22 protein-coding genes are annotated in these 23136 nt (G+C 59.9%); 3 read left to right on the plus strand and 19 right to left on the minus strand.

The window, feature by feature from the left end:
• Positions 1-286 precede the first annotated feature (286 nt).
• Entirely contained in the window at positions 287-1696 is a 1410-nt protein-coding gene (locus NITLEN_RS00135; protein WP_181416536.1) for a DUF4832 domain-containing protein, read from the plus strand.
• A gap of 80 nt (positions 1697-1776) precedes the next feature.
• Here the strand turns inward: NITLEN_RS00135 and NITLEN_RS00140 are convergent, their stop codons facing one another.
• From NITLEN_RS00140 to NITLEN_RS00150, 3 genes are all read right to left on the minus strand, one after another.
• Positions 1777-2961, minus strand: a complete 1185-nt coding sequence (locus NITLEN_RS00140; protein WP_121987559.1) for a substrate-binding domain-containing protein — start codon at positions 2959-2961, stop codon at positions 1777-1779.
• A 209-nt stretch (positions 2962-3170) separates the two neighbouring features.
• Positions 3171-3374 carry a TOBE domain-containing protein gene (locus tag NITLEN_RS00145; RefSeq protein ID WP_121987560.1) on the minus strand — a complete coding sequence of 68 codons (204 nt, stop codon included), beginning with the start codon at positions 3372-3374 and terminating at the stop codon, positions 3171-3173.
• Positions 3375-3384: 10 nt separating this feature from the next.
• Positions 3385-3861 (minus strand): TOBE domain-containing protein, encoded by a 477-nt coding sequence (locus tag NITLEN_RS00150; protein WP_146216040.1) that lies wholly within the window; start codon positions 3859-3861, stop codon positions 3385-3387.
• 587 nt (positions 3862-4448) lie between these two features.
• On the opposite strand from NITLEN_RS00150, the gene NITLEN_RS00155 reads away from it, so the two are divergent.
• Positions 4449-6116 carry a carboxylesterase/lipase family protein gene (locus NITLEN_RS00155; RefSeq protein ID WP_121988518.1) on the plus strand — a complete coding sequence of 556 codons (1668 nt, stop codon included), beginning with the start codon at positions 4449-4451 and terminating at the stop codon, positions 6114-6116.
• Positions 6117-6246: 130 nt separating this feature from the next.
• Positions 6247-6669 (plus strand): VanZ family protein, encoded by a 423-nt coding sequence (locus NITLEN_RS00160; protein ID WP_146216041.1) that lies wholly within the window; start codon positions 6247-6249, stop codon positions 6667-6669.
• Between the two features lie 90 nt (positions 6670-6759).
• Here the strand turns inward: NITLEN_RS00160 and NITLEN_RS00165 are convergent, their stop codons facing one another.
• The 16 genes from NITLEN_RS00165 to NITLEN_RS00240 form a co-directional block, all read right to left on the minus strand.
• Entirely contained in the window at positions 6760-7620 is an 861-nt protein-coding gene (locus tag NITLEN_RS00165) for a DNRLRE domain-containing protein (protein ID WP_121987563.1), read from the minus strand.
• Complete coding sequence (locus NITLEN_RS00170) at positions 7607-8476, minus strand: DNRLRE domain-containing protein (protein ID WP_181416537.1); 870 nt, start codon at positions 8474-8476, stop codon at positions 7607-7609. The genes NITLEN_RS00165 and NITLEN_RS00170 overlap by 14 nt, the downstream gene beginning before the upstream one ends.
• Positions 8477-8501: 25 nt before the next feature.
• Positions 8502-9887 (minus strand): di-heme oxidoredictase family protein, encoded by a 1386-nt coding sequence (locus tag NITLEN_RS00175; protein WP_121987565.1) that lies wholly within the window; start codon positions 9885-9887, stop codon positions 8502-8504.
• A gap of 16 nt (positions 9888-9903) precedes the next feature.
• A complete protein-coding gene (locus NITLEN_RS00180; RefSeq protein ID WP_181416538.1) occupies positions 9904-11610 on the minus strand; it encodes a VPLPA-CTERM sorting domain-containing protein in 1707 nt (568 codons plus the stop codon).
• A 73-nt stretch (positions 11611-11683) separates the two neighbouring features.
• Positions 11684-12541: an NHL repeat-containing protein gene (locus tag NITLEN_RS00185; RefSeq protein ID WP_121987567.1), complete on the minus strand. Its 858-nt coding sequence runs from the start codon at positions 12539-12541 to the stop codon at positions 11684-11686.
• A 695-nt stretch (positions 12542-13236) separates the two neighbouring features.
• Positions 13237-14148, minus strand: a complete 912-nt coding sequence (locus NITLEN_RS00190) for a VPLPA-CTERM sorting domain-containing protein (RefSeq protein ID WP_121987568.1) — start codon at positions 14146-14148, stop codon at positions 13237-13239.
• A 33-nt stretch (positions 14149-14181) separates the two neighbouring features.
• Entirely contained in the window at positions 14182-15015 is an 834-nt protein-coding gene (locus NITLEN_RS00195) for a VPLPA-CTERM sorting domain-containing protein (protein WP_121987569.1), read from the minus strand.
• A 59-nt stretch (positions 15016-15074) separates the two neighbouring features.
• Complete coding sequence (locus NITLEN_RS18745; protein WP_425464131.1) at positions 15075-15170, minus strand: VPLPA-CTERM sorting domain-containing protein; 96 nt, start codon at positions 15168-15170, stop codon at positions 15075-15077.
• Between the two features lie 81 nt (positions 15171-15251).
• Positions 15252-16397 (minus strand): molybdopterin-binding protein, encoded by a 1146-nt coding sequence (locus tag NITLEN_RS00205; protein WP_121987571.1) that lies wholly within the window; start codon positions 16395-16397, stop codon positions 15252-15254.
• A gap of 571 nt (positions 16398-16968) precedes the next feature.
• Positions 16969-17472: a hypothetical protein gene (locus NITLEN_RS00210; protein WP_146216042.1), complete on the minus strand. Its 504-nt coding sequence runs from the start codon at positions 17470-17472 to the stop codon at positions 16969-16971.
• 23 nt (positions 17473-17495) lie between these two features.
• Positions 17496-18053 carry a hypothetical protein gene (locus NITLEN_RS00215; protein ID WP_121987573.1) on the minus strand — a complete coding sequence of 186 codons (558 nt, stop codon included), beginning with the start codon at positions 18051-18053 and terminating at the stop codon, positions 17496-17498.
• A gap of 419 nt (positions 18054-18472) precedes the next feature.
• Complete coding sequence (gene modC, locus NITLEN_RS00220) at positions 18473-19564, minus strand: molybdenum ABC transporter ATP-binding protein (protein WP_121987574.1); 1092 nt, start codon at positions 19562-19564, stop codon at positions 18473-18475.
• Positions 19561-20232 carry a molybdate ABC transporter permease subunit gene (gene modB / locus NITLEN_RS00225; RefSeq protein WP_121987575.1) on the minus strand — a complete coding sequence of 224 codons (672 nt, stop codon included), beginning with the start codon at positions 20230-20232 and terminating at the stop codon, positions 19561-19563. The genes modC and modB overlap by 4 nt, the downstream gene beginning before the upstream one ends.
• 14 nt (positions 20233-20246) lie before the next feature.
• Complete coding sequence (gene modA / locus NITLEN_RS00230; RefSeq protein WP_121987576.1) at positions 20247-21011, minus strand: molybdate ABC transporter substrate-binding protein; 765 nt, start codon at positions 21009-21011, stop codon at positions 20247-20249.
• 9 nt (positions 21012-21020) lie between these two features.
• Complete coding sequence (locus NITLEN_RS00235) at positions 21021-21569, minus strand: hypothetical protein (protein ID WP_146216043.1); 549 nt, start codon at positions 21567-21569, stop codon at positions 21021-21023.
• A gap of 620 nt (positions 21570-22189) precedes the next feature.
• Positions 22190-23116 (minus strand): hypothetical protein, encoded by a 927-nt coding sequence (locus NITLEN_RS00240; RefSeq protein WP_121987578.1) that lies wholly within the window; start codon positions 23114-23116, stop codon positions 22190-22192.
• Between the last annotated feature and the right edge of the window lie 20 nt (positions 23117-23136).

Genomic DNA, 23136 nt, shown 5'->3' on the forward strand with positions numbered 1-23136 from the left:
CCAGGTAAGGACCGCATCCCTCCCTGCAACCCGCAGATATTGCCTGCGCCGGAGAGCGCTTGCAAGAAGCAAAGCGAGCCTACGGTCACTGGTTCATAAATGGGTCCGAGCAGGTTATCCAATACTCTGGCCTACGGACCTGCCCGCAGGCCCGGCTCCACCTCGGATCATGGCACGAAGATACTTGAGCCTGACAGAAGGCTCAGGTACCGTATCGATAGAACTGTCCCCGTCGAACCCGGCCCCAGAGGAACGATTCGTCTGCAGGGAAGGAACCGGTGAACTGATGAATCAGATGCGCCTGGCAGTACCCCTCATGCTGACAGCGCTCGTGATAACCAACACGTCGTGCGCCGTGCCTTCCGCGCGACAGGCAACGGATCTCCCTCGCACGTCGGCGACCACACAGAGGGTGACCCTCCATCCTCGGGAAATCACAGACATCCTCTATAACCCGGGAATGGGCTTCGCCGATTTCCACTTCGGATTCGGCCACCCGCCCACGCCCGACACCTACCCGCGCTCGACCGTGGCCTACTTCCGCTGGTCCTGGGCCGACCTCGAACCAACGGAAGGCCAATACGCCTTCGATCTGATCGATCGCATCATCGAGCAGGCCAAAGCTAAAGGCGAGCGGCTGGCATTCCGCGTCATGTCCGAATATCGTTCCGGGTCTCCGGCCTGGCTGCTGGCGAAAGGCGTCCCCACGATTGCCGTCGGCGGCGGGCGCTTCCCCGATTACAACAACCCGATCTTTCTCGCCTATCACGAAAAGCTCATCGCGGCCTTGGGCGCGCGCTATGGCCAATCGCCGGATATCGATCATGTGGACATCGGATCGATCGGATGCTGGGGAGAGTGGAATATGGCCTGCTGCCAAGGCGTGGAACGGCAGTGCCAGCAATACTTTCCCACCGAAGATGTCCAGCTCATGATCACCGATTGGTATTTCAAATATTTTCCGCAAGTCCCGTTAGTCATGCTGCATGGCGGGCAACTCCGGTATGCCACCGAGCGCGGGGCCGGCTGGCGGGGCGACTGCTTCGGCGACTATGGATACTTTCGCCCGGATTGGAATCATATGGAGCAGGCCTATACACCCGTGCTCCATGATCCGGTCATCGCCGCCGCATGGAGGCGCGGCCCGGTGCAGTTTGAAGTCTGCGGCGTCATGCAGGATTGGGAAGACAAAGGCTTCGACATCGATCGCATTCTGCAACAGGGTTTGGATTGGCACGTCTCCGTCCTGAACGCAAAGTCTTCGCCGGTGCCGGCTCGCTGGCGGTCTAAAGTCAATGAGTTCCTCAAGAAGATCGGTTATCGGCTAGTGCTGCGGACCGTCAGCCACCCGGCGGAAGTCACAGTTGGTCCGACCTGGACCCTTCAGACCGAATGGGAAAACATCGGCGTAGCGCCTATCTACCGACCCTGGCCGCTTGCCTTCCGACTGAGAAATGCGACCGATGACGTCGTCGCCCAGTGGACCAGCCACGCCGACGTGAAACAATGGCTCCCTGGCACGCGCTATCAGATTGAGGATGCCCTGAGAATCCCCGCCCAGATTGCATCAGGAGCCTATCGGCTGGATGTCGCCGTGCTCCATGAAACAGGCGGATCAGCGCTCGTCGAACTCGCGATCGAAGGCAAGCGCGCGGACGGCTGGTACGAGCTCTCCACCATCACCGTAGATGAATAGCCAGAGGCCTTCACTATCCCCCTTCAACGGATCAAGGACGCATCAGAGGCTGCAGTGTGTATGGAGAACTGTCGAGGAGGCTACGTTCGCACGCGAAGCTTTTTCATTTCCCGAATGGTTCCCGTCTCTCGTGTGTCGTAGCCGCCGAGCGCTTCGATTTCCGACCGAAACACGCGGCTGACGATCGTATTGAAGAAGATCGACAGCGTGGGATGTTGGGCGAGCAGCTGAGTAGGAATGACCAAATCGTAGCGTTCATCCTGGAGCGGGATGAAATCGAGGTTGTAGAGCCTCGCCACGGAGCGAAGGCCGATCCCCGCATCCACCTGCTCCTCCGCGATGTGCCTGGCGATTTCGATGTGGGAGGTAGCGAGATGATCATACCCCTTGATGTGATTCGGCTTGAGGCCGACCCCGCGTAGCCTGCGATCGAGTAACTCGCGCGCCCCGGATCCGGATTCACGATTCATGATCGCGATGTTTTTCCGGTCCAGATCGGCCACCTCTCGGATCTGCTTCGGATTCCCGCGCTTGACCATGAGCCCCGCTTCCCATTGGGCGAAGGTCACGATGGTCACATCACCCGCGCCGAGATGCTTCCGGAGATAAGGCAAATTCCACTCGCCGGATTGCGTATCTTGAACGTGCAGTCCCGCGACATGCACCTCCCGGCGCTTGACCGCTTCAAGCGCCGCAGCACTTCCCATCGTCCATCCGACGACGGAGGTCTTTTCGTTCTGCCGGCGAACGTATTCTCCGACAAGGAAAATCGCCGGATCGCAGCCGGCCACGATGATCTCGTCCTCGATGAACCGGTGATCGCGAAGCAATTCCACCTTGACGTTTCGGGTCCCCCGCCGTGACCCCGCAGCGGCCCCAAGCAGCAAGCCATCCGCAGGCACCGTGAGACTCAAGACATCCCCTAATTCCGACACCGGCCGTACGATCGTGCGATCGCCGATCTTGGCGACCTTGACGCGAATCCGGTCCGCAACAGGCGCCGATCCGATCAGCTCGCCCTCGATCACTTCCCCATCGGAAATCAGCGAGAAAATATCTTCAACCCGGCACTGAAGTGACTTGGCTAAACGCAGCGCAACCGGGGTCGTTGGAAAATAGCGCGACGTTTCTATCGCATAGACTGCCTGCCGCGTCAGCCCCGCCATCTGAGCCAAGTCGCCTTGAGACAACCCCGTGGCTGACCGGAGGGCCTTCAGACGGTTCTCAATATTGCTGGCCGGCTCTGCTTTGCTTTTGTCACTCATACGCAGGTTCGGTAACAGAATCGAGAGGAGAATGTCAAATATCAGCAGTATTTGACGGCAATAGGTGACCTCGAAACACTGCGGGCACCGAGACCGTCGTGGGAAGAACGCACGACGGTCGGCCGTCGAGGGCTAAGCGCGAAGAGTCGCGCAGCAGCGAGTGTCATTCCATGACACTCGCTGCCAGACTACGGCTCCTGAACGAGCACTTACTTCCCGATCATCACCTCGGTCGCCTTGACGGCCACCGTCACGGTATCCCCGTTCTTCAAGCCCATATTCTTGACCGAGCCCTCCGTGATCGCCGCGACAAATTCGAGGCTTCCCACCTTCACCGTCACTTCAGCCATCGCGGCGCCCTCGGTGATCTTTGTGACCGTTCCCTGAAATTGATTCCGTGCGCTGAGCTTCATGAGATTCTCCTTAGTCTTTCACGACCATAACTTCGGTTGCTTTCACGAGGGCGATGGCGGTGTCTCCGACACGCAGCCCAAGGTCCTCAAGTGCATCCCGCGTAATCACAGCCGTAATTCTGTGTGAACCGATATTGATGTCTACTTGCGCCATGATCGCGTCCCGTTTAATCGCCGTCACTTTCCCGACCAACTTGTTGCGCCCGCTGACGTCTTCGCCGCCGGCTTTTTGCTTTCCCATCGATCGGTCAAGGAGCGATTTACTGAACCGGTACCGGCCGCCGATCTTTGGCGCGTGCAGCTTCCCCTCCCAGATGTACCGGTAGAAGGTCGGCAACGTCAGACGCACGTACTTGGCGGCTTCTTTCGCGGTCAGGACGTCACCTGCTCCGTCTCGGGATCTCCCTGCCATCAGCAACACCCTTTCCCCGGCTGCGGCACCGAAGATGTCTTCCGCAGCAGGATTGTTCGATTGACCTCCTTTCATCCCGGTGTCGCCTGCGGAGACTGCCCGATCCGTATCTGCAGTCACCGTAGCATGAGGCCGTGAGAATTGGAGACGAGTCACATGAGAATTTGTCGCTAGTCGAACGTCCCGCGTGACCTGATGCAGATTCAGATATTCGCACCAAATAATCAAGACCGGCGCCGGCGCCGGCGCTGCCGAGCCACGATCCTCCACAATCCCGATCCAAAGAGACGGGCCTCTCCAAATACTCTGGAAGTCGAGCGCCACGGCCACACCTCACGATAGGGATCCCCCCGTTGGAAGCACGCACAATCCATAGCGGAGCAGGACGACCCACTGCTCCCTGCCATTTTTACCGCTCTCGTAATACGACTTTGAGGAAGGGTTAACACACCGATCAGCGCGGGGTCGTATATATGTCGCAGATAAATTGGGGCAGCCGGTTCTTCTCGAACCGTTCATTCCCCTAGCACGCTGTCATCGGACAGGGTCCGGCGGGACCGGGCGGCGGAAGTGAATCGATACCGGTCCATCTCATGGGAAAGCGTCTCAACGCCTTCAATACCCGAAAATATATTTTGGGCCACTGGGATTCAGAGGAGATCATGATTCGCGCTGAAAAAACCGAGCGGCGGCTTACTGTCGCACATCTCGTAGGTCTCATTCTGTTGCTCCTCATCGTTGCCGCCTGCACCCAATCGCCGTCACACAATATTCCCCCCGGCCTTGGCGCCCCCTCCATTCAGCCGGACAATACGGTCGTACGGATCGAAGGGGGAACGATCGAGGGCACGGTCTCCCGCAAGGTCCTGTCATTTAAAGGCGTGCCCTTCGCCGCGCCGCCGACAGGACCTTACCGCTGGCGCGCGCCGCAACCGGTCATACCCTGGACGGGAGTGCGCAAGGCCGCGATGTTCGGACATGACTGTATGCAAGCGATAGAAACCAGCGCCGCCACCACGCCGAACTCCTCCCCGTCAGAGGATTGTCTGGTACTGAACGTGTGGCGCCCGGCACACCAGGAGCCGGGCGAGCGGCTGCCGGTCCTCGTCTGGATCCATGGAGGCGCCTATGTGAACGGGGGCACTTCGACACCGCTGTATGACGGGAGCGCGTTCGCACGACAGGGCCTCATCGTGGTCAGTATCAACTATCGGCTCGGACGGTTCGGGTTCTTCGCGCATCCAGCTCTGATCAGCGCGAACGAGGGTCCCATCGGGAACTTTGGGTATATGGATCAGATTGCGGCCTTGCGATGGGTACAGCGCAACATCGCGGCGTTCGCCGGAGACTCACACCAAGTGACGCTCATCGGTGAATCCGCAGGCGGCGATTCGGTGATGCATCTGCTCACCTCACCACAAACAACGGGCCTATTTCAGAGAGCCATTGTGATGTCTGGGCATGGGCGTATGCATGCGCTCGGGGGATACACGCTGAGCGGAGGGACCCCGCAGAAGCCGTCCGCCGACCAGATCGGTGTCAATTTCGCGAAGAGCTTGGGGATCATCGATACCGGACCTCGCGCACTGAGCGCGTTGCGCGATCTCCCGGCAGACAAAATATGCGGCGATCTCAGCACCTCTTGGCTACTGAGATCCACCCTGGGCCCGCCGACCTATGCCAAGGGCGCCATCGTCGATGGATCAATCGTCATCACCTCCCCAGAGGAAATGCTGCGCCGCAAGAAAGCGAACAAGGTACCGCTGATGATCGGAACCACCAGCCAAGACCTTTCCCCGGCAGTTCCTCCTTCCGCGAAAGACCCGCTGGCGTACTTCGGCCTGAACACCAAACAGGCGCGCGCACTCTACAAAGCAGACGGCCTGCTCATGCCGAACGACATGTACGCAGCCGCAGGCGCCGACATGACGATGCACGAGCCCGCGCGCTTTGTCGCACACCAAATGACGCAAGCGGGAATGCCGGTCTGGCTCTACCGCTTCAGCTACGTAGCCGATTCATTGCGCCCGAAGATTCGCGGAGCGGCGCATGCCAGCGAACTACCCTTCGTCTTCGGCACGCTCCTAGCCCGGTACGGCGAGGCCGTCACGGAAAGAGATCGGAGGACGGAATCGTCCGTGAACGCCTACTTCGCCAACTTCGCGAAGCATGGCGATCCGAATGGAGCCGGCTTGCCGACCTGGCCCACCTTCGATCCGGGGCGATCCGACTTGATGATGTTCACGATGGACAATGGACCGGTCATCATCCCCGATCCATTGAAAGAGCGGCTCGACCTCGTCGAGCAAGCGGCAAAAGCCTGGCGATAGATACCCGCGACAAGAGAAGATCGGCGGCTCTTCATGCAGACGTTGAGAGGAAGAATCGAACGAAGTGACCTCTAGCTTCCCCCCTACGCTTTTCGTATCATCCTAACTGATAGATTTCCGCGAGGTGATTGTGGCAACTGGAATTCTCTTCGGCTATATAGCGCTGCTCTACTTCGGCTCCGTCATCGCGCCTGGCGTGGGTCTTTCCGGACATCTCCTGACAGAGCTGCCCGTCTGGCTGTTGGATTGGGCTCACGCGCCCGGCTATGGAGTCTTGGCGATTCTGTTGACGCTCGGCCTGCAGCGTCGCGGCTGGCCGCTGGGTTATGCGCTGGCGCTGGCAGGGTCGGCAGCCTTTACATTTGGGCTCTTCACCGAATTTCTCCAAGGCTCGGTCCCCGGGCGGCATTCTTCCTCCGGCGATCTCTTGGTGAATGCGGTCGGAATTGGCATCGCAGCGATGATAATGGTTGTCCGGGAATCGCAATCCCCGCTTCAGTCAGATCATTCAACCAGTCCGGCGCCTGCGAGTGAGAGCTCCAACCACGACTAAAATCCCGCTGACTGCGGCCGATGCCGCAGCGAACTGATTCTTAATTACATCGAATACCGGCACGCTCAGATGATGCTGAAGCGACCGGGGCTACGCGACCCACGCCTTGCGCCACATCAAGCTTGCCGCTCCCATCAGCCCGGTCCCGAATAACCAGAACGCGGCCGGAACGGGCACCGGCGCGATGTAGCCGACCGACAACTGCGGCCGCATGGCGGGGTCGAGCGATTCTTTGGTGAAAAACGCGCGATGGGTTTGCCGCGCATTCTCGTCGGCATTGATCAGCATCCAGCCGAAGTTTGACGATGGCGAGTCCAACCACTCTTGGACATCAGCCACCATACCGGGCGTGGACTGCCAAGTCTGGGAAGAAAAAAACTGGCTCCCGACGGCCAAGCTCCCACTGGGCGTCGCTCGAAAATCACCACCGGGGGTCGTCCAGTCCGTGCTGCCGAAGTGCCGCGCATTCCAGGTTGCGTCGCCGGGGTTGGCAGGAAAGCCCTGGCCCGTCCCTCCGATCGTCGTGGAATTTGACCCCGTGCTCCCTTCCCCCCAGTCGGCCGTCACATGGAACAGGCTGATGGTGCGAGACGTTTGATCGCCCAACCCCGGCGCACCGCCGGATCCAGCCACGATGCCAATAGCCAGCGTCATTGAGACATCGGTAATAATCGAACCGGCTGGAACAGTGCCCGCAATGTCGAAGGCGATCAGCCCACGATGAGCCGCCAACGCGCCGTTGCCTCCCGAAAATAGGCCGGGCCCCGCTCCGTTACTTCGATTGAACAGGTCCTGGCCGTCGGTATTGGGGATCCCTTGATTGCTGCTCGCTCCGAAAATCGTGGCATCCTTACTCGCCCCAAGCATCACCGTTTCACCCCGCGCAAACGACACATCCGTCAACACGAGCAAAATCGGCAATATCCGGACAAACTGTTTATACGTCGTCATGTTGTCTCCTGCTTGGATGAACGCTGATGGCATGTTGGGACTGATTTATCTTCCGGTGCATCGCTCCGGTCAACGCCAAAATCCCACTGCCGAACAACCAGGCCGCCGCCGGCACCGGCACCGTAGCGACGTCATAGGTGATCACCAATTGTGGGCGAAGCAATGGATCCATCCAATCTTTGGTATACAACGCCCGATACGTTCCGGCGGTGCGCTCATCCGGATTGAGCAGCATCCATCCATAGCCGAGCGAGGGCGAATCGAGCATGAATTGCACATCCGCGACCAACGCCGGCGTTGAGGCCCAGGTATACGCGCCGTTCACGGTCGATCCCACCACGGTGCTCGCGCTGACAGTCGGACTGAAATCGCCTCCCGGCGTGGTCCAGGGTTGACTCTGTAGGTACCGCCGGTCGTTCCATGTCGGGCTCGGAGGAATGGCGGGAAAGCCCTGATCCGTTCCACTGATTACCTGCACGCCGTATCCCGTCGGACCGTGGGCCCAATCGCCGATGATTCGATGCAGCTCAATCGTCCGCGGCGTCGCATCGGGCGTACCGGTGTCCGCTCCAGCGACCATTCCCACATACATGGTCAAATCCGCGCTGACGATCGTAGCCCCGGCGGGAATATTGGCCGCGACATTGAAATCCATCAGCCCCCGTCGCGGCGAGCCGCTGCTGTCGCCTCCGACGAAGACGGCCGGGCCGCGGCCGATGCTGTTCTCCGGCTGATTTTCAAAAATCGTCGAGACCTTGCCTACCCCCAGCGTCACGGTGACCGCCGAGGCGTTCACCGGACAGACGCCGATCACGATCAAGATCAGGAGCGTAATAGATGACAACCTCCTAAACATCGCCTCTCCCTTCATTACACCCGCCCTACAACCCGCGCAGGAAATTCAGCACGTGCTGTTTGTCGATTTCAGTCAATCGATTGAACCGGGCCACGGACTCGTTGGCCTCCGATGCCGGATAGCGCCAGTCGCCCCGGCCTGCGTGCGCGGTAATGGCCTCCACTAAATCCTTCGTGCGCCCGTCGTGCAGCAGAAAAAACCGGTCGCTCAACCCCCAAAGCGGCGCCGTGCGGAATTCATCGCCCCGCGCATCCCCCTGAGTGATGTCGTCGGCCAAACCGGGCCCCATATTGTGGAGCAGCAGATCGGAGTAGAGCCTCACTTCTTGATCGCGCAGGAATGGATGGGCGACGTTGCCGGTCCGCAGCATCGGCGTGTGACACATCGCACAACCGACCTCGCCGAACAGCCCTCGCCCACGAACGATCGAGTCAGTCTCCGGCAACGGTTCAGGCGGCGCTAGGAACCGGACAAACAGCGACGCTTTCACCACATCGCTGAGCGCATCGAGGGGCGTACCCGCATCCATGTGGACGGTGCTTTCCGGCGTCATGGTGAACCGGCAGGCCGCCGCCTCTTCGACCTCCTGAGGGAAGAGATCCGTCGTAATGCCCTGCTCGACGTTGAACGCCTGCGCGACGAAGAGTTCGATCGACTTGACCTGCGCCTTCCATCCGAATCGCGAGACCGTATGATCGTGTTCGTTGGTGTTCGGACGCCCGGCCCCATTGGCGCGGCCGCGAATGCCTGACGCAAACTTTCTCGCGCTGTCGGCCCGCATATTGGCGAGAATCGCCGCGTCATCGATCGCTTCGATCAGCCCCGCGCCGAACATGGGAGTCGGAATGCGGAAACTCAGATTATTCAACGCCGCTGCCCGCCTGAAATTTGGTTGCTGCAAAAAGCAGCCCGGCGCATCCGAACGTCCACTGATCGTAAACAACGCTTGCACCCCGTCCTCCTGCTTGCCGTCTTGGGGAAACTTGAACCGCGCGACGCGGACAGGTCCGTCCACTGCGATAAACGGCGGAATCTCATTGGTCGCTCCTTCTCGCGTGGCCAATTCCACTTGAGGATTGACGAGCGGGCTCGTGCCGCCGAGATGCGGATGCGCATGACATCCGCCGCAACTGTCCAGATTGAACCGCGGCCCTAATCCAGAACGTGTCGCCGGCGCTGTTCCCTGAACAGACGCCGCCTCATTGAATACCCGATGCCCATCGATGAATAGCTGATGCTCAACGTGAGGCAACTCTTTGAACGCGGTGCCGCTTCGACTCGGCGTCTTCCGTGCGCCAGGATCGTGCGCCTTGAACGGCGGCGCGATCTGAGAGCCGGCTTCCATCCACGGAAAAAGAATGGCCAACAGGAACCCGGCGACTGCCACTTGCGAAGCCCGTGCGAACGACATCAGAAAAGACCTTTCATCAAAAATGAATTCCCTGCGACTCGGGAGTCTTGATCTTGTTTCTTCGCCTCATCTCAACGATCGCGGCCAATCCACTGCCAAAAAGCCACACCGCCGCCGGAACCGGCACAGGAGCCACGCCACTCACGGCATAGCCACTGAAACTCGTGGCGACGAAGCTGGCAAAGGTGCCGTCGTAGGCGAGATCCGTATTCAGATACCGATCCCAGCTCAATCCGTTGTAGTGCCAGAGATTGAGATCGTAAAACTTTTGCCCACCGTCGACTTGCAGCGACAGGTACACCGGATCGCCGGTCGTATAGCCGGTGGCGGAAAAATCCCAGGCCCCGAGCACCGCCTGGCCGGGCGTGAGCAGGCCCTGTAGCACACTGACCTGGCTGGGGTTCATCAACGCCGCTGTGAGGCTCAGGCTCGAAGGGGCGGTCGCCGCTTGAAAGCTCGCGCCGACTAGCTTGCCCGTCGCGCTATCCGTGATCAACATCCGCTGCGTCACCGCGCGATCAATCGTCGTGGCCACTCCGGCTTGGCCCGTTGCGGCCGTCGACACCGTCACACTATGGTTGGTCTGATCGTAGACACCGCCAAGAGCCTGCACCTGCCCACTGCCGCTCCAACTGCCCGCGCTGATCGGCGTATAGGTCCCGTTCGCCGCCGTGGCCTTCGCCGCCATGCGGATCGTCCCGTCGTTGATGAGAGCGCCTGTGCTCGTCACGGTGCTGCCAGTTCCAACATCCATTGTCACGACCGACGCGCTATTGATGGTGAGCGCAGAGGCCGTAAACGCCGCGCCATCACTCAAGCTGAGCTGTCCGGTGCCGGATTGGCCGACGTGGACCCCGTGGAGATTGGTCCATTGCGAGCTCGCCCCATTCACCATCACCGTGCCCTTGGAACCGTTGAAGATGCCGAGACCGGAATCCTGCACTGAACCATCAACGGCCAAGACCGCCCCGTTGGTCACAGTCAGACGGCCTACTCCGCCACCTCCATCAATCCCAATACCCACTTGCAACCCAGAAGTGCCGACGTTCCAGGAGGAGCCCGGCCCGTCAACCACCACAATGCCGGTGCCCGTGCTGTACCGTCCAACCGTGCCGTAATAGGTTGTGGCGGACGCGCCATTCTTGATCGTCAACAATCCCGTTCCACGATCGCCCACTGCCAGCGCGTTGTTTAACTGCGAGCCGGCGCCATCGACCGTGGCAATCCCCGTCGAGCCAACGGCATCACCAAGCGCGGCCCCATTGGCCAAGATTCCGCCGTTCGAGATGTTCAGGATGCCCGTCGAGTTGTTCGCAAAACCGACGCGCAGACTGAGGCCGCTCATCAATCCGCCATTGGTCAGATTAATGACCCCAATGCCGCCGGCACCGTTGCCGGCAGTAATGCGGGAGGCGCCGAACCCTTGCCAGGCCGACCCGGCCCCATCGACCGAGATCGTACCGGTGACACCTGCCGCATTGCCTAGATTCGCCGTCACGCTTCCTAGATTGACAGTGCTGCCCGAATCGAGCACGACCGCACCATTGGAGGTGGTTCCGATCGAGACGGTTGAACCATTGGTCCAGTTTGCTGAGTTGACGGGATTGACATCTCCGGTTGTGAGAAGAGCCGCTTGCGCCAGCCCAGCGACCAGCCCTACCATCGCCGCCGGCAGGGCAAATGCACCGCTTAACATGAGTGTCGATACGTTGACTCGCCGCATAAAAGAACCTCCTGATGAATCGATCATGCCAGCTGCCGTTCGCACATCAGCTGATACGTGACTCTTTATCGACCTATGCCGCCGTATGATTTCTCTCTCGCTTCGTCACTCCCGCCATCGCCGCGAGACCGCTCCCAAACAACCAGACCGCTGCGGGAACCGGCACGGGGGTGAGGGTTTCAAGCCCGCGGAAACCGACTAGCCCGCTGGCCTGTAAGGAAAATCCGCTCGACGTAATCGAATAGAGGGCGCCTTGCTGGGTCACGCCCCAGAGCGTGCCGTCGGGGGTAAAGGCAATGTCCTGCACTCCTGCGCCTGGGCCATCGCCTTGCGGTCCAATGTAGGTTGAATTTCCCGTAATGGGATCGACGGTCCGCAGACCGCGCGTGCTCGCATCACCCGATTGATTGACGCCATACATGATCCCGGTCGCGATATTCGCGGTCAAGGCACTCAACGCCGCGGCATTAGTCGAGCCAATGAGCGTGGCAACGCCGGTCGTGCGATTGATACTGTACAAATTGTTGATGGTCCCGCCGACCGGCAGCCCCGAGCCATATAACGTTCCGTCACTACCTACCGCCAAGCCCGTCATGAAACTGATCCCCCCGGCATCGGTGGTGGTCAACGGCGCGACGAGCGTGCCAGCGCCGGTAGTTGGATCGATGGTGATGAGCCGGCTGGTCGTATTGGAACCCGCAATCGCGTAGTACGTGCCGTCCGGTGCGAGAGCGAGGTCTTGCAATGCGGAGAATCCGGAATTACCGAGGAGGGTCTGAGCCCCCGTGATCGTATCGATGCGATAGACCCCTGCGAGAAAGGTATTATTACCCTGCTGCAACCCGATCAAATCCGCATGCCCCGGTGTGACATCGATCCACGACACCATGAGTCCGACTGCGATGATTGCGAAGGATGCCCACCGCTTCATTACACACCTCCATCTATATAAATAAGTTTTGGAAGAATACGCTCGATCACCGCCGAATACGGACGACCGCCTGAGTACCAAACCCGTCTCGTTTTTGAGGGGAAGGAAAGCACCACGACCTGAACGCAACGATACCTGTTCCGGGTCTTTCAAAAAGACCGCCGAAACCAGCTTCAGAAAGCGAACAGGAAGGACTTTCGTCTGTGGGCGAACGTGGCACATCGATCTGTCCTCACTGAAGTGGCGGTACCTGTGTACCGGTCCAACCCATACAGTCCACATGTCTGCCAGGCAGATACCGTTGACCGCCGGTTTCTCTTCAGCGGCGAACCCACCCCGCCGCCTTGACCGCCCGATCGAAACCGAGAGGCCCACAGGCCAGGTACTCGCCGCCGCAAAGATGATTCCGTTGCCTTACACAATAACGACGCCAGAGCAGCATGCGTAGACATGCCGTTGCGAACCACCAACGGCGAGTCGGTCTCTACCAGCACTTATCTGGTCGTGACGGATGACTCGGCTGCATTCCCTTGAACGAAAAGACTCACAGACGCTTGAGTGAATTGACTGCCCCCACAGAGGCAACAGCACACCGATACGGGCTTAGCCGTGACGCGCTCCTTTCGAGACCATTCGAATCCGCATGAGAGACATGGCACGATCGTCCCTCTCAAGGACGACCGTGCCCAGGTGTCTCACACGCGAACGCCCACGGCCTTGCGGCGCGCAATTCCGGCAACTGCGGCTAGGCCGCTCCCGAACAGCCAGACGGCTGCGGGAACCGGAATCGGGGCCACGGTGTAGTCGATCAACAGCCGCGGACCCGTCCCCAACCCGAGCGCCTCTCCTTCTTTGGTATAGAAGGCACGGAACGATTGAAACCCTTCGTTGACTGTCGGCGTGCTGGGATTGTCGACTTCATCCACATTCCGCAAGAGCCAGCCATAATTCGTCGACGGGGTGTTCAACATGGCCTGCACATCGGCCACCAATTGAGCGGTCGAACCCCAGGTAAAGGTCTGGTTCTGAGCCCCACCTACGGCAAGGCCTCCTTGGATCTGCACGCTGGCACTGGCCGTAGCATTGGCATTGCCCAACCCGCCCGGCGTGGTCCATGACGACTGGTTGAATTTGTTTTGCGTCCAGGTTGCATCGCCCGGGTTCGCCGCAAATCCTTGCCCCGTCCCGCCGATCATCGTAGCGGTGCTTCCCGTCGTCCCTTCGCCCCACTCCGTGTTCATCCGATAGAGTTCGATGGTCCGCGTGATCTGATCTCCTCCACTTCCGGATCCTCCCGAGCCGGCCACCTGACCGACCGTCAATTGCACTTGCGCGCTATTGATGATCGCGCCGACCGGCAGCGCCCCGGCGATATCGAAGGCCAACAGACCGCGCCGCGGCGACTGATTACTGTTTGACCCGGCAAACATCCCGGGTCCGGCGCCGTTGCTTTGTGTGGCGCCGTTGCCCCCGGACTGGAACGCATTTTCAAAAATCGTGGCATCGTGACTGGCCGTCAGCGTCATCAGATCGGCGCTCGCCCCTATGGGCTGCACGAACGCCAGTGCGACGAGCGCAACACTGCCCAACATAATTTGTTTCAACATTCGTCCCCTCCCGATGAATACACTCCCATGAATCTATGCCACTGCGCCGCTCGCCTTGCGGCGCGCGAAGCCGACCAATCCGACGATCCCACTCCCAAACAACCACAGCGCCGCCGGCACGGGGACCGGCGCCAGATCCGCGGTCACAATGAACTGCGGATGGTTCGTCGAGTACGATTTGGCATTGAACAAGAAGCCGACATTCTCGTCCGCCGCGCTGAAGTAGAGTGACGTCAACCCGCTGGTCACGACGTCATTCACCAGATTGGGATCCAGCGCCAGGTTGTAGGAGCGATACGTGTTGTCGCCAGGCGGGGTATAGAGGAACGTGCCCAGCGCCGCGCTGGTGCCCGACAGCAAGGTCGTCGCTTTGTTTCCGAACGTAACGCTTGGAGGATTCCCCGGAGCGGTTCCCATGCCGCTGCCCGTGCCCTCAATCCAGCTGTTATTCGAAATCCATTGGACGTTGAACTGCCCCGCATTGATGGCGTTGAAGTTCGCGTTGTTCGGCTGCTCGCCCTGATCGCCGAAGTTGCTCGCCAAGTTCAACGCGATGCTGGTGATCTGCCAATTGCCCGCGCCGAACGCGGCATTGAATTGTGCCGCCGCCCCGGCCGTATTCCACTGCACCACACTGTCGAATTGCCCTTTCGTCGAAGAGGCGGGAGCAATGGCCAGTGTCCCTGCGCCGCCGAAATTCAAACTACCGCAGCCCGTGCCACACCCCGGATTATTTGCCGAACCGGCCGCCAGAAAGGCGTCGGCCGTGGAAGTGTTCACTGTAAAAATGGAGTCCGCCCGGCTGACGCCCGGCTGCAACAACAGACCGCAGGCCAGCACAGTCGCTACACGGAGAGAAGATTTCATTACACACTCCTTCGTTAAATGAATCAGTGATGAGAGTGACGGCCACGCGCCTTCGCGCTTCAGACAACCGCGCCGCCGGCGTTGCGTCTCGCAATCCCCGCCATCGCGGCAACTCCGCTTCCAAAGAGCCAGACGGAGGCGGGCACGGGTGCCACGCTCCACGTGCCGATGCCGCTGACGCTCAACGGGACCGGCTCCGGCCTTGGGCCGGTGCCGGTCCCCTCATTCCATCTGTGTTATGCGGCCGTCCGATTCATCTTCCGCCGCGCGATTCCGACGATCCCGACAATCCCGCTTCCGAACAACCACACCGCCGCCGGCACGGGAACCGGAGTCAACGGCGCCCCGAGTACTTCCAGCCCCACAAGATTGGACACAAAGCGGCCCGCCCGGACATCTCCGGGAACAATCAGTCTGGCGAAACCAGCCGTCCCCAATCCCGCGCCGCTTTCGTCGTATGCCACCAGGATGTCGTCGGCGCCGAAGTTCGGATTGAACTCGCCCAGCGACACAACCGCCTTGTATCCGTCGCTGCCGGTCGCGACCACATACTTTCCAAGAATATCGTTCTTCACGCTGGGGTCAGTGACGATGCCGCCACCGGCCGCCGCGCTCGTCAACAGTGTCCAGAGCGAGACCCCGGTAAAGGTTCTGACTTGCGGAGTCGGATTTCCGCCCGACAAGACAGACACCGTCTTCGTGATTGACGGCAGCGCTTGCAGATCGGCCAGGTTAAACGCGCGCGGGTTCACAATCTGGCCCGCCAAGGCAAAGGACTGAGACAGCCCGCCGCCGGTTCCCTGAATCTGCGACGAATCAGTGGCGCTGAACACATCGATTCGACTGATGTTCGAGACATAGCGTCCGCCGCGGGCATCGGTGGGGGCCGTGGTTCTGGCAAATCCGTCGTTTCCAAGGCCGGTCGGCGCCGACCCGGATGGGTTGGCCTGTTGGTAGGCGATCACGGACTGCGTCTGGCCGAAATTGGGATGAATTTCCCCGACAGAGGTCACCGCTCGATATCCGTCGCTTCCCGTCACCACGACATAATCGCGGAGCGCATCGTTACCGACGCCTGGAGTCAGGACAATTCCGCCACCGCCGTTCACCCCCGGATCGTTCAAAAAGTTGTACAGCGACGCGCCCGTGAAGTCCTGCGTGACCGAGGTCGAGCCCGCCAGATACGTCGTCGTCTGGGTAATGGGCACGAAGGCCTGCAAGTTACTGAGATTGTAGGTGCCGGGGTTATTGACGATACCGGAGAGCGCGAACGAATCGGTCGTCGGAAGCGCGTGGGCCTGGCCGCTAAGAATAGCCGCACAGGCCACGGCGGCAAAGGCAGACCGCAACACGGCGGTACTGGAACGGGCTGGGCGAAGCATGGGTCCCTCCTCGATGAAAGTGTGACAGCACCCGCGTGCCGATCAAAAAACTGACGGCCATGGCCCGGTCTCTCCGGGTGCCATGGAACCGCCGGTTCTCTTTCAACGTTGGACCCGCCCCATTGCCTGCGATCGCCCCATCGAAGCAATGTGCCCTACGCTGCAAGTAACGGCACGCTTATAGTTTAATACTTGTCACTTCGTCAATTGTTATTGACCACATTTGACAATTAATTAACACGCATCACTGCGTCCATCGAAGGATCGCCGGCGGTCTTTGGGGGATCGGAACCTTTCTCACTCACAATGCCTGGATGGCGAGCCACCTTCAGAACCAATTGAGCCTACCCCCGCTTCACGGGAACGCTTCGGCGAGCAAGTTCCGCGGCGCCAGGAGGACCGGTGCCTGAACTACGCCACGAACTCAGAGAGGAATGAAGAAAGTTGATCAAGAGAAAGCAGAGACGGCAAGACAGGGAGCGTACGGAACTGCCTCCCTGCCAGAACAAGCAGAGGCAGTGGAGGCCTCTGCGCCGCGATCACGGATCACCTCGGCAATCCGTGACACATCTTATTTTCCCAATGGAGGTTCATTGAGCCCTTTGGCCGGAGGCCCTTCCGCCTGATTCTTTTCCGACTGGGTGGAAACGGGTGGCGGCGGTACGGCCGACCCAACCGAACCTGCCTGCTCAATCTCCTTAAGGTAGTCCGTCGTTGCTCTCAATCGCTGCTGTAGATCGGATTGCTCTGCCTTCAAGGAGCGCACGATCGCGTCGCGGAGCGTCGCATTGGCCCCTTGAGACGCGACCCGCTCCTTCTGCAGCGCGTCTTGTAACACCTGTAGCTCCCGCACCTTGTCAGACAGACTTGCGAGAGTATGCGCCTGCGCCTCGAAAGCCTTGACGATATGCACCTGCAGCTCTTCAGCGGCTTTCTGCTTGGCCTCGCTCTGCGCGCGCATCTCCTGCATCTCTTTCTGAACGTTTTGCCGTACGCCTGCCAGATCTTGAGACGTGGCGCATCCGAACATCACGGCGGTCATAGCGAAAAGACAATGCCTCAATCGAATATGCACGGCGCCTCCTTTCATGATTCCTGTCAGACTTGAGCAATGCCGGACGACGACTCATCCGCCACGCGTGACACCAACAGTCGCCGCTGAAGCCGGGCGCAGGTCCCCAGCGGGACGACGCGCATGGCACCGGGAGCGATACTCAGCGTGACGCAATCCCAGACCTGCAACGCTCTCCCCTGCCCAATGTCCATACTCAGACTCTTAAGCGTCACCTGCTGCCCGCGAATCTTGACGGTCACGAGGCCTCGGTCGCGCTCAACCAGCACGACCCGGCCCACCCATTCGTTGCATCCCGCAGAAACAGCAGATGGCAAGACCCTCACTTTTACATCTGCCGCATCAATGGCCAATAGCACGCGATGGCCGGCCTCAAAGAACCGTTGCACCTCCGGCGCGCACACGGTGTCATCTATTTCCAAATCCAGTACTCCACCGTCATCTGTGCGCACATACAGCGTCTGCTGTGATTGTACGGCGACGGCCAGAATGGTGCCCATGATCCGATTGATAACCCGGCGGGGCGTCCCGCTATGAGATGAAAGCGTGAGATCGATTTCAGAATCCCTAACGAGCATGGCCATTTTCGCTCTCCTTTCACCGGACAGCTGAAGGACACCACTGGATGAACATCGGCGCAGTCACGAGCGACCTTCCGACCCAACATCTCTCGATGCCCTATGCCCTACACCGCAGAATCATTCTGAGAAAGATCGTAATACTTGTCAATATGGAATATATACACGCATTCGCGCACCGTGTGTTTTACGCGAGTCCCGCGCGGACCGGAGTATCCCGATCCTGCCAACACAGGCCCTGCGAGAGTTGTTAGGATTTTCCCAGAGTGCCGATCAACGGCTGCCGACAAGAGCCGCCTGAAACCGCCGCGATGAATTTACCGCTGAATATCCTCGTCCGCATGGGCCAATGGCATCCCGCTCCACCCAGACCGATCAACCCACCCAACAACCCAATGGGCGCTCCATACAGAAAAGCCTTCATCTCACTCGGTCAGTCCCTCGACGAGCGCCGCGGCCTTGATATGCGCGGTAAGCTTCAGCCCCGGCTTGAGATGGAGATGCACGAATGATTTCCGAGTGATCCTGGCCACGAGCGGACAGCCCACATCGAGCAAAACATCCATGGTCGATTGATCCGCCTCTTTGATGTCGACGACCGTGGCCTCCAGCCGGTTCAAGATACTGGTGTCGACGGAAGGCGGGCCGAGCATCAGACTGACATCGCTGGACAAAATATGCGCGCGCAAGGGCTCGCCGATATCGAACGGTCGAAACGGCACATACAGCGACTGCCCATTGAACTGGAGGCGTGTCAGGCCGAACTCCGGTTCGTGCGCCGCCACCGTGACGTCGATGACCCCGCCGATCGGGTTGGGCCCCAAGGCTTGATGCAGATCGAGCCGGGCAAATACTTCGCTCAACGGCCCAACCGCGACAATCTTGCCCTGCCGGAGAAACGCAATGTGATGAGCCAGTTGCAGAATTTCGTTGAGCGAATGGCTCACATACACAATCGGAATCTGCATTTCACGATACAACCGCTGAATGAACGGAAGAATCTCCCGCTTGCGCTCGCCGTCCAGCGACGACAGCGGCTCATCCAGCAGCAATAACCGGGGACTGGTCAACAAGGCCCGGCCGATCGCGATGCGTTGCTGCTCACCACCCGACAGTTTGTGGGTTCGGCGGTCCAACAGCGACTCGATGCCGAGCATCTCCACTACCTGCTCGACGGACACTCTCCGCAGTTGGCTCGGCGTGCGATGAAATCCATACATCAGGTTCGAACGAACGCTCAGATGCGGAAACAACCGCGCGTCTTGGAACACATAGCCGATTGAACGCCGGGAGATCGGCACATACAGATCGCGGGACTCGTCTTGCCACACGTCGTCGCCGAGGCGCAGATATCCGCTCGGCGCGCGCTCCAACCCGGCAAGACAACGGACCAGCGTCGTTTTCCCGGACCCGGAAGGACCGAACAGCGCCAGAATTCCCGCCGCCGGCATGTCCAATTCAGCCTGCAACCGAAAGTCTGGATACGCGACGTCAAACCGCGCAATCAGGCGGGTCATGATACGTGGATGGGAAATTTACGGTTGAACGCATACACGCCCAGCAGCACCAGAAAGGAAAAGGCGAGCATCCCGGCGGAAATGATATGCGCCTGCGTATACTCCATGACTTCCACGTGATCGAACACCGTCGTCGAGAGCACGCGCGTTTGCCCTGGGATCGAACCGCCGACCATCAAGACCACGCCGAACTCCCCCATCGTATGGGCGAAGCCGAGCACGATCCCTGAAATATACCCGCGGATCGCCAAGGGAGACGCCACCGTCAAAAAGGCGTCGAGCGGAGAGGCGCGCAGAGACCACGCGGCTTCCAACGGCGCTTTGCCGACGGCCTCAAAGGCCGCGTGCAGCGGCTGAATCACAAACGGCATGGAATAAAACGCCGACGCGATGACCAAGCCCCAAAACGTAAATGCGAACGTCATGCCGGTCAGCCGGCCGATGGGACCGAACGGCCCCAATGCGACGAGAATATAAAACCCGAGCACCGTCGGCGGGAGCACGATCGGCAGCGCCACCACGGCTTCGACGACCGCCCGAAACCGCGAGCGGGTATGGGCCAGCCACCACGCGATCGGCGTGCCCACGATCAAGAGCACGATCACCGTCATGCAGGCGAGACGTAAGGTGACCCAGAGGGCGCTCCAATCGAGTTCGCTCAATTCCATACGTTGCTCACCACTTAGTTCACGTGATAGCCGTACCGCTCGATCACGGCGCGCGCCCGCTGACTCTGCAAGAATTCCATCAGCGCCTTGGCCGCGAGGCTGTTCTGGCCCTTGGTTAACAACACCGCATCCTGTTTGATCGGTTCGTGGAGATCTTCAGGCACCTCCCACCGGCTTCCCTTTCCTCGCAGCCTCTCATCGAGCACCTGCGAGAGAGCGAGAAATCCAAGCTCCGCGTTGCCCGACTCCAGAAAGCCGCTGGTCTGCCCCTGATTTTCTCCCATCACGATCTTGGGCTGGAGACTCTCCCATACACCCAATTTCATCATGGCCTGCATGGCCGCCGTCCCATACGGCGCAGTCTTAGGATTGGCGATGGCCAAATGCTTGAACGTGCCGGTTCGCAACGTGTCCGCCCCCGTCACCAAGGCAGGGTCCTGGCCCCACAACACAAGCCGTCCGATCGCATACGTAAACCGGCTTCCTTTTACGCCCAGTCCTTCGTCTTCAAGCAGTTTGGGCCGCTCGTCGTCGGCGGATAAGAACACCTCGAACGGCGCGCCGTTCTTGATCTGCGCATAAAACTTTCCGCTCGACCCGGCGCTGATCTGGACACTGTGCGCGGAGGCTTTCTCGAACTCTGCCGCAATTTCCTTAAAAGGCGGAACGAAATTGGCAGCGACCGCCACTTGCACTTGTTCCGCCTGCGCACCCGGCGCGATGAGCAACCAGGCACAGAGACCCGTAAGACACGACAGCAGCCTTGACTGACTGTTCATGAGACTCCTCTATTTGTATTGATTGAATCCGATCATAAAACCCTCCGGGCCGAACACCTCCAAGCGAACGGCCTGGCGGTCGCCGCGCTTCACCTCCGGCTTCAGCCGAAACCGGATGATCGCATTCCGCTCTGACTCCCCCAGCTTCGCGACTGGGGACGCTTGATAGAATCGTTCCAGCTCCTGCTGAACGGCCGCCGCGTCCGGCACGGAGAAATTGATCTGTACCCATCCGGTCGGGCGCGGCTGTTGTAAGTCCTGCCGCACAACAATCGAGAGCCCGCGATAACAGTAGCCCTTGAGACGATCCCGGCCAGGATGTTCGCGTTGCTCGATCACCGGCGCCTTTACGATGTCGAAGAACTGTTCATAGGGGGCCAGATCCGACGTTTCAATCTGAACGCTTTCGACCCCGGCCCCGGATAGACAGGCGGACGACACAGGCGACATCTGGGAATGTCCCTCGTGCGGCGAACCAGCCCCATCGGCGGAATATCCGCTCACCGGAACCGACAGGGCGACCACCATCCCTAACACGACACACCGACGACGATTCATGGATTCACCTCTGACTCCGTACTCTGAACCTGGCTGCTGTCCATTGATGGATCGAGCCCGCTCCGCGGCACTGAACGTCGGAGACATCATCCCCGTTCAATTCAGTGACACACTTATAGGACCCGGCAAATCCTTTCCCAAAACGCCGATCTGGTTCGCGTTGTTCGTCTGCGCAGAGCGCGGTTTCTGTGACGGCAAAGGCACAAGCCCCGCACCTCCAAAACGCGCCCGTCTCAAACATCTTCCGCTGCCGGCAGTTGGGACACCAATGAAGTCTCATGCAATCCCTCATGATGAATCTATGGTCGGATAACTTGATCGCTCTCCGGACAACCTCGCCGATGCGGGCCCCGCCGGATCGTTCAATACCAGGCACCCGAGAAGATCGCCCCACCTCCTTCCTTCATCTGATTCCAGACAGCCACCACGGGCGTTCCTCAACCAAGGACCCGTGATACTGTCCGCGTCGGCCAGCGTGGGGGACGGGGGAGCGGGCTGCCGTTATTCACGGCAGCCCGTCCACAATCAGAGGGCCCGGGAGCAACCCCGTATGCCTCCGAATGCGAAGACCTAGTGACCGGTGGGCGTGCCGGTCACCAAACCTTCCCGTGTGCGTGCCCTCACCGTATCTCCACGGCAAGGGTCATCGGCTGACTCTGTCTGACGACATTGAGCCGGACAGTCCGTTCATGCTGAAGCTGCTTAAATATCTCCCAGAGCCGCCCCGGATCGCGCAGCTCGACTCCATTGATGCCTGCGAGCACATCCTCATTCTTTAAACCGGCGCTCTCCAGCGCCCCGACTTGCCGAAGGCCGTCCACGCGAAACCCATCCAGCTGGCCGTTCCCGGAAAAATGCGGCTGAAACCGCGCCTCATTGAGATACGCCTGGGGAGAGGCCGCCAGCTGAACGAACTGAGCGCGATCGACGATGCGCCGGCCGGGCGGAGCCGCCGGTGCCGGAATCGACGGCGATCCCTCCATCGCCGGTTGGAACGGCCGCGGGAACGGCTTCATCTCGGCCCGCTGTTTCACAATCGCAAGATCCAGCCATTCCTCTTGCGCGCCCTCACGAAATAACACGCGATCTTTCTCAATCGCCGCTAATTCACCCACGTCGGGAATCCGTTGCGCCACCTTATAGAGCACTTGTTTCCTGCCGGGCAGCTCCTCAAGAATCGCCTGCGCCCCCGATGCGCCCATCACAATACCGAGCAACGCAACCTTCCTCCCCGCATCCAGCGGAGGACCGACGGAAACGGCGGTGACGCCTTGCGCCGTTACAGCCGCGGGCGGCGGCGGAAGCACAAACAATCCGCTGGACAAAATATCGTGAACCAACTGCTGACTGTTCACCTGCGCCGCAGGAACATCCGGCTCTCGCGACACACCCAGGCCCTGTGCCTCCGCTTGGATAACGGGAAGCGAGAGGGAGTCCGCCACCACCGCATTGACACCATGGGCCAACACCAGCGCGCCGGCGCCCAAGAATAGCGCCGGAAGGAGCCAGGCAGCCAGTTGATGACGATCCATTTGCGGCAAGGACATCTTGAACATCCTGAGACAAC

It is taken from the genome of Nitrospira lenta (assembly GCF_900403705.1).
Lineage (GTDB): Bacteria > Nitrospirota > Nitrospiria > Nitrospirales > Nitrospiraceae > Nitrospira_D > Nitrospira_D lenta.

Bases quoted from the DNA above. Each gene is read 5' to 3' on its own strand.
- NITLEN_RS00185 (WP_121987567.1), bottom strand. From the start codon at position 12,541: ATGAAGCGGTGGGCATCCTTCGCAATCATCGCAGTCGGACTCATGGTG.
- NITLEN_RS00165 (WP_121987563.1), bottom strand. From the start codon at position 7,620: ATGACGACGTATAAACAGTTTGTCCGGATATTGCCGATTTTGCTCGTG.
- modB (WP_121987575.1), bottom strand. From the start codon at position 20,232: ATGGAATTGAGCGAACTCGATTGGAGCGCCCTCTGGGTCACCTTACGT.
- NITLEN_RS00170 (WP_181416537.1), bottom strand. From the start codon at position 8,476: ATGTTTAGGAGGTTGTCATCTATTACGCTCCTGATCTTGATCGTGATC.
- modC (WP_121987574.1), bottom strand. From the start codon at position 19,564: ATGACCCGCCTGATTGCGCGGTTTGACGTCGCGTATCCAGACTTTCGG.
- modA (WP_121987576.1), bottom strand. From the start codon at position 21,011: ATGAACAGTCAGTCAAGGCTGCTGTCGTGTCTTACGGGTCTCTGTGCC.
- NITLEN_RS00150 (WP_146216040.1), bottom strand. From the start codon at position 3,861: ATGAAAGGAGGTCAATCGAACAATCCTGCTGCGGAAGACATCTTCGGT.
- NITLEN_RS00145 (WP_121987560.1), bottom strand. From the start codon at position 3,374: ATGAAGCTCAGCGCACGGAATCAATTTCAGGGAACGGTCACAAAGATC.
- NITLEN_RS00135 (WP_181416536.1), top strand. From the start codon at position 287: ATGAATCAGATGCGCCTGGCAGTACCCCTCATGCTGACAGCGCTCGTG.
- NITLEN_RS00235 (WP_146216043.1), bottom strand. From the start codon at position 21,569: ATGAATCGTCGTCGGTGTGTCGTGTTAGGGATGGTGGTCGCCCTGTCG.
- NITLEN_RS00195 (WP_121987569.1), bottom strand. From the start codon at position 15,015: ATGAAATCTTCTCTCCGTGTAGCGACTGTGCTGGCCTGCGGTCTGTTG.
- NITLEN_RS00140 (WP_121987559.1), bottom strand. From the start codon at position 2,961: ATGAGTGACAAAAGCAAAGCAGAGCCGGCCAGCAATATTGAGAACCGT.
- NITLEN_RS00205 (WP_121987571.1), bottom strand. From the start codon at position 16,397: ATGCTTCGCCCAGCCCGTTCCAGTACCGCCGTGTTGCGGTCTGCCTTT.
- NITLEN_RS00215 (WP_121987573.1), bottom strand. From the start codon at position 18,053: ATGGCCATGCTCGTTAGGGATTCTGAAATCGATCTCACGCTTTCATCT.
- NITLEN_RS00175 (WP_121987565.1), bottom strand. From the start codon at position 9,887: ATGTCGTTCGCACGGGCTTCGCAAGTGGCAGTCGCCGGGTTCCTGTTG.
- NITLEN_RS00240 (WP_121987578.1), bottom strand. From the start codon at position 23,116: ATGTCCTTGCCGCAAATGGATCGTCATCAACTGGCTGCCTGGCTCCTT.
- NITLEN_RS00190 (WP_121987568.1), bottom strand. From the start codon at position 14,148: ATGTTGAAACAAATTATGTTGGGCAGTGTTGCGCTCGTCGCACTGGCG.
- NITLEN_RS00180 (WP_181416538.1), bottom strand. From the start codon at position 11,610: ATGCGGCGAGTCAACGTATCGACACTCATGTTAAGCGGTGCATTTGCC.
- NITLEN_RS00155 (WP_121988518.1), top strand. From the start codon at position 4,449: ATGATTCGCGCTGAAAAAACCGAGCGGCGGCTTACTGTCGCACATCTC.